This is a genomic window from Roseburia sp. AM23-20 (genome assembly GCF_003470905.1).
GTDB classification, from domain to species: domain Bacteria; phylum Bacillota; class Clostridia; order Lachnospirales; family Lachnospiraceae; genus Roseburia; species Roseburia rectibacter.
Genome location: NZ_QRHS01000022.1, coordinates 62,700 through 69,344, shown reverse-complemented (window position 1 = coordinate 69,344; position 6,645 = coordinate 62,700). Strand labels below are relative to the sequence as shown.

Here is a 6,645-nt window from a genome sequence, read left to right as displayed (position 1 = left end):
CTCGACAAATATAATGAAGTCCTGATGGATACAGAGAAAAATTATACAAAAGAAATGGATAAACTCCACCAGAAGCAGTTTGAAAGTCTGACGGAAGAAAAGAAATACAAAGGCGGGCGCACAGTGGATGAATTGTTGCAGAACATGGCGGAAGGAAAGACACTGGATGATGCTGAAATGGAGTATGTGAAGATTTTTGCAAACCTGAAAGATTTTGAGAAAGCACAGCAGAAGGCGGAACTGAAAAATGATTTTTCCGAGGATTTTGTAAAGGATCTGGAAAGCAAAGGGATCTCTCGTGATGAGCTGGAGGGAATGCAGATAAAAATTGAAAGCAATGGGAATGTAACGGTGAGTGGCATTGAAGACAAAGAGGTTCGGGAGCAGGTTCAGAAACTGGTAGAGGAAAAGTACAGTGACCGGATGTATCAGTATTACACAGGAATTGCTGACAGTGTGGGAAATCTGACGTCCAATACATGGCAGTATGCCACGGATGTGCAGGAAGTCAGGCGTTACTTAAAAGGAGTTACGGGAGAAGATATTTCTCTGGAGAACCTTTACCTGACACCAGACGGAAAGATTGGCGGGCTGCCGGAAAAAGCCGCTAATCTGATCAACAAAACAAAAGACAATGCCAAGATAGAGCGGATAAAGGATGCATTGATAAATATTATAGGACATAATAGGACAAGCGGTGATCTGGGGATTCCAGACTTCACTTCGGAGTTTAAATTCAGTAATGGTGCTTTTTCTGTGGCAGACAGTGGTTTTACGGTGGATATGGCGGCATTGGATAGAAGGCTGACGCCCCAACCGCATGATAACATGTATTCGGATATGTATGAGTACAGTTTCAGAAAAGTACTTTGATTAAATTGTTAAGATATAATAGACATAGAACAATTTAGAAGCTAAACAAGAAAGGAAATATACAGTGTGACGGTATCAAATAAAAATATAAAAGATAAGTTGGATAAAGTTTTTATTGAAAAGTTCGGCTGTAGTGCGGATAAAGTTGAAATGCTGAAAGAGCATAGATTTCTGTCAAGTAAAATTGGTTTTTCTGCTGCTAATCTTTTAGAGTTATTCTTAGAAGTGGAAAAAGAGTTTGGAATTACTTTTTCAAAGGATGAAATATTGAGTACACAGTTTGACGACTACACAGAACTGGTAGAAGGAATAAGCAAAAAGCTAGGAGGAGAATAATTATGTTTGGCGCAAATGTAAGAGATATAGGTGTCAATCCATATAGAAACACCTATACAAGTTTTGTACAAAATAAGAATAGTGGAAAAGTATCGGAAAAATCTTCAGAAAAAATTGTAGAAACGGTTTGTAATGGAAGTAGTGAAAAATCTGATACAGTAAAATTTCCGGGAGATGTGACTATTGATTATCCGCCTAAGATAAACAATGCTTTAAACAATAGCGTGGTTTCTGAAAAATCAAAAGATGAGATGACATTGGATGAGTATAAACAATGGGTTATGAATGAAATATCTCAATTTCCCGTAAGCGGATGGGTTCGTTCCACATTTTCTTCAGGGGCAATTGTAATTAAAGAAGAGGCTTTTGAAAGAATGAAAAACGATCCTGAATATGAGAACTATGTTTTGAACAGAGTTCGTTCAGCATATTCAGTTAAAGGTTTATCTGTAGGATCAAATAATGTTAGCTTTGATGTTATTGGAGCGTCACCGGAAGAATGATATGGTTATGCAGGTCCGGTAGGAAAGAGTGGACTAGAAACAGCTAATGATGGAGAAACTTGGTGGGAGAAACGTCATAAGCGGTTGGAGGAATTTATTGAAGAACAGATTGAAAAAAATCAAAAGGAACATTTGATAAAACGTAAACAAAAGGAAGATGTATATAGAAGTCGGACATATGAAAGTAAACAAAGACTGTCCAATCTATTGAATAACTCAAATGCTAACAGTGATAATGTCAATATTCAGTCATTGGTGTCAACAGCAGCTTCTAGTTATGAAAAGAGCATTGAGATGGTATCTCATGATAAAATCTGAATTATTACATGATTATAATCAAATTATTGGATGAACAATAATTTTGTTTATAAAATATTAGAAGAAGGAGGTTGGTGATATTATGAATATATTTTTTAACAGCCGAATTAATGCTAATCAGTCGTTGCTTAATGTTCTGTTTGGTCAACAACAAAAAGCGGCAAGCAGTCAAAACACTGGTTGTAGAGGCACAAGAGATACTTTAACGATAAGTGCATCGGGAAAGGAAAAACTGACAAAAAGTACAAGTGGAAGAACACATAACACAAGTATTGACAGCAGCATTGACTTAAAGTCCTATATAGCTTCAGCAAAAAAAACGAATCAAGAGCTCATTGAGAATGCAGGAACACAGATTAATGCGAAAACAAGTGAATATATGAGTACAGGTAAAGCATTTAGGGCGGCATTAACGGAAAAGTATTCTAAGCTTGCCGCAGAAGCAAAAACACATTCTAACCCAGAAAATTATATTCATTCCAAGTATTTTGATAAGAGTTCAGAGTATTACGAGACTAATTTGACTGATACAGAACGTAGGATTGCATATAATTATGAGATGCAGATGTGCCGGACAGGAAAAATAAATGGTGTAAATTATCAGGATTCTTTGTTCAGGGGAATTGAAGTAGACGGCGACAGTGTAGATTCGGATAAAATCCAATTTGAAAGAGCATTGGTAAATTCACAGATTTCAAATATTTTAAAGCAGGCTGGTGTAGATACATCTTCTATTAAGGAAGAGTGTACTTTTACTGTCGATCCATACAGTTACGAGATAACGGTAGATGGTGTGGATGAAGAAACAAAGGTGTTGATGCAGAATGCTTTAAATGTAGGTAATAATGGGAAAAATCTCTATAAGCATATCTATTATTGCTCAACACAAGATGGCTGTGAGAGTTCTCAAGTAACAGAGGAATCAAAGATGAAATACGAAGCATATCATCAGGTTTATAGTTATACAGGATATGAATTAGACAAACTTGAGGAAAAAAATGGGACATATTATACGGAGTCGGGAGAGAATATATTGGACTTAGTGGATAGTGCAGTTGAAAGTTCTGGAAAAGTTCCGAAAGAGTTTAAGCAGCAAATGAAGAATTGGATACATGACCTGGTTACAACGATATCAACCAGAGGATGGAACAATGTGCCAGATATGACTTTAAGCATTTTATATGGAAAGAGCGGTTTAAAGGACATGAACCAGCTGATTACATACCAGTATGAAGCTGATCGTATGAACAGACAATGGTATTCTGTGCTTTAGAAATATAATATTTTTTGGAAAACTGGTTGAAGAATTACGAAAGAAGGAGAACCATGTATGGGAATTGGAATCATTCAGAATCATAGTCAATATAAGAATATTTGTGGTAATTATACATATCATATGCCGGCTCCGGTATGCCAATCAAAAATGAAGGACTTAGGTGATGAATTTGTTCTGACGGAAAAAAATGATGGAGACAATAATCTTTATCGTAATGCCTTTACGGGGGCATCTGCAAGTGCAGCGGTAAAAGGATACGGTTCGGGAGTTGTGGATTTATCGTTATTGATCGTTGGCACCAATAAGAATAATCGTTTTATTGGTTCATTGAGCAGTGACAGTGATGTAGATTACCTGAAAATAGATGCGGGTTCACAGTGTTTAAATCACAGACCGGTTTACATTACAATGAAAGTCCCGGAAGGCTGTGATTACAATATGACTATCTATGACAGGGATGGCAATCAGGTTGGAATGGCGACAGATAATGGGGATGGAACAAAGACAATAAAAGTTCCATGTGACTGGTCAAATTCCTCAGATTTTGTTTTAAAGATAGAAAAAGCAGATGGTTCTGCCGTTAAGCTGGATGAAAATTACACCCTTACTTTTGCACAGGGGGAGATGCCTAAAACAGCAGCACAAGCCCTTGAAAAAGCACAGGAGAGAAATGGTCGCGAACTTCAGAATGGGGAAAAGAGCTTACTGGATTCCTTAACGGGGAAAAATATGAGAAAGGGTTTAGAGAAAGAAGGCATTGACAGACTTCATAAAGAGCAGTTTGAGGCACTTCCTGAGGAATTGCAATATTCTGGAAATGAGAGTGCCGCACAAATGCTGGCAAGAAAACAAAATGGTGAAACACTCACGGATGCGGAAGAAGCCTATGTGAAAATCTATGGCAACATCAAGGATATACAAAAAATAGAAGCCGATGAAGCAGATCGGAGATTCCAGAATGATTTTAGGGATGCTTTGCAGGAGACAGGGATTTCATTGGATAGTACCATGCATATTTCGATTTCCTCTGCGGGAGAAGTGCGTGTGACCGGACTGAGTGATGAAGACAATGAAAAAGTGAAAAAACTCGTGGAAGATAGATTTATGCAGCAGATAAAAAACTCATATCTGAGTCATTCACAGACCGTAGAAAATATGAGTGATCAGGAATATCGTCTGGCTGGCTATGTAGAGGAATTAGATCGTTTTTTGAATAAGGTATCAAATGGGAACGTAACAGTAGATGATTTGGAAATAACATCCGGGACGGGAGCTTCTTCCAGTAATTTTATCAGCGGACTGCCAGAAAATATTGCAGACCTTGTGAATCATGCAGATGCAGTATCAAAATACTATGATTATAAGCAGATGATTTATGATGTTCTGGCTTATAAAAAGGAAAATGGGACGATTCCAAGATATCAGATTCAGATGGATGTGGGAGGCAATGAAAATAAGTAAACTTTATCAACATATATATTGCTGCAATCCGTAGGTATCAACACAAACGGTAAGAAGCAGCCTAATGAAAGAATGGAGGTATTATAAAACGTCTAGTGTGAACAATTATATGAATACGGGGTTGATTTCCCAGAATTACGATGTGATTAACACTGTAACCAAAAAGTATGCGGGAAATACGTCAGAGAAGCTACAGGAAAAATCATCTGGTACAATGAGAAAAATGTCTGATGAGGAAGTAAGGGAGATGCAACAGAAACAACAGAATCAGTCAAGGACATTGAGTGTGGACAGAAGTGAAGTTGTAGATAATGTTTTCTCTAAAACAGGGGATAACATTACATATGAGATAGATGGTGTTACATTCACTAATGCCCAAATGAAAGCATGTAAAGAAGTTGTGAGAAATGCAATTTCCGCTTTGCCTGCCAAGGGAAGTGATTTGGATTACAAAGATTATGCGTCTATGGGAATTGCAACAAATATGGTAAGCAGCTATGCAAAAGAAAATCTTACAGAAGAACAGGCTGCCGTCATAAACAAAAGTATGGAGGAATATATAAATAGTCTCACGCAGGCACAAAAAGAACGTCAAAATAGTCAGGGATATTTTACTGATGAACAGGAAGGTGTGGGAAACACAGGAAATTTGAATACATATTACAACACCCGGATGAAACTCAGTGATAAGGCAGCAGACTCACTGAAAAGCCAGATGGCTAATTTACCAGAGCAGACAAGAAAGACATTAATGGCTAATTTGGAAGGTGCTACACAAAGAGGAAGTGTTGTGCAGTCTGCATCAAATAAAGAACTTTCGTCGACTATAAAAACCTTATTTCAAAATGTGGATATGAAGGATGAAAAGGCTCTGAATGCTACAATGAAACAGTATAGGGAACTTATGACACCTGTATATCAGGCAAGTGGTATTCGCAATACGGCGAATAATAATTCTTTAACGAATGTATTAGATCAGGACATTAGCAGGTTTGTAAAGCAGATTGCAAATGCGAATGCAGTAACTGGTAATGTTGGAAGTACATTTAATGATACGATTTGATTTCCATAATACAGTGATATAATGCAATTCAAATAAAATTGGATGACATCACCAGAGAGTAGAGTGGCAGAAAGTCAGTAGATATAAAGGGATAGATTTATTTATGAAATGCGAGGTGGATTTATGGGAATTTCGATTTCGAATGCAGCGAATTCTGCTATTACAAAATATAGTGCATCACTGAGAAACGGCGAACCTGACTGGTCTATGATTCCAAGTGCAGGGAAAAGCAATAAGTCACAGGCGGAGTTTGTTGCGGAGATTAAAGAACTGGCTCAGAGAGCTGCCAATACAACGAACAAAGCGGAATTAGAATCTATTCACAGGCAGAGAACAAAATTATGTGCAGAATACATATCCGATGTATCCCCTGACAGAAAGGCATTATATCAGCAGGCGAAAAATGCAGTAAAAAGACAAAAAAACAGTAATCCGAAATGCAAGGGAATCGGAGAATTATCACTGCTTGATTTTCTGGAGAGGGCAGAGGGGAAGAATAACAACCTTGCGGAAAAGAAATTTGTTCTGGCGGGAGGAGGCACACTGGAATGTCCGATTCTGACAGGTGGAGGATATGGTGCCGACATTTCTTATCAGGGAACAAAAGTGCTGACCTATCTGGGAGATGGTTACGGATGGGGATGTGAAAGAACTCCGGCTGAGCGGGAAAAAGAAAGAGAATTTTACGGAATTTACTTCAATGAATATCATGCGCAAAAGAATGGTCAAAGTTCTGAATTGGGAGAACTGCCGGATTATTTGGAAGAGAAGCCGTCTTTTGACAGGAAAGCATAAGAATATAGGAAAGTATTATG

The 6,645-nt window shown here is 37.8% G+C and carries 6 protein-coding genes and 1 pseudogene; all 7 read left to right on the top strand.

What is annotated here, in order from left to right; genetic code table 11:
* Positions 1-873, top strand: a pseudogene (locus DW650_RS15150) (hypothetical protein); the annotation flags it as partial.
* A gap of 66 nt (positions 874-939) precedes the next feature.
* Positions 940-1,209: a hypothetical protein gene (locus DW650_RS15145; RefSeq protein ID WP_118210401.1), complete on the top strand. Its 270-nt coding sequence runs from the start codon at positions 940-942 to the stop codon at positions 1,207-1,209.
* 2 nt (positions 1,210-1,211) lie between these two features.
* Positions 1,212-1,712, top strand: a complete 501-nt coding sequence (locus DW650_RS20130) for a hypothetical protein (protein WP_243102983.1) — start codon at positions 1,212-1,214, stop codon at positions 1,710-1,712.
* 400 nt (positions 1,713-2,112) lie between these two features.
* Positions 2,113-3,303, top strand: coding sequence for a DUF4885 family protein (locus DW650_RS15135; RefSeq protein WP_118210400.1), 1,191 nt, complete (start codon positions 2,113-2,115; stop codon positions 3,301-3,303).
* A gap of 57 nt (positions 3,304-3,360) precedes the next feature.
* A complete protein-coding gene (locus tag DW650_RS15130; RefSeq protein ID WP_118210399.1) occupies positions 3,361-4,767 on the top strand; it encodes a hypothetical protein in 1,407 nt (468 codons plus the stop codon).
* A 64-nt stretch (positions 4,768-4,831) separates the two neighbouring features.
* Positions 4,832-5,830, top strand: coding sequence for a hypothetical protein (locus tag DW650_RS15125; RefSeq protein ID WP_147403018.1), 999 nt, complete (start codon positions 4,832-4,834; stop codon positions 5,828-5,830).
* A 123-nt stretch (positions 5,831-5,953) separates the two neighbouring features.
* On the top strand, positions 5,954-6,625 hold the full coding sequence (locus DW650_RS15120; protein ID WP_118210397.1) for a hypothetical protein: 672 nt from the start codon (positions 5,954-5,956) through the stop codon (positions 6,623-6,625).
* The last annotated feature ends 20 nt before the right edge of the window (positions 6,626-6,645 follow it).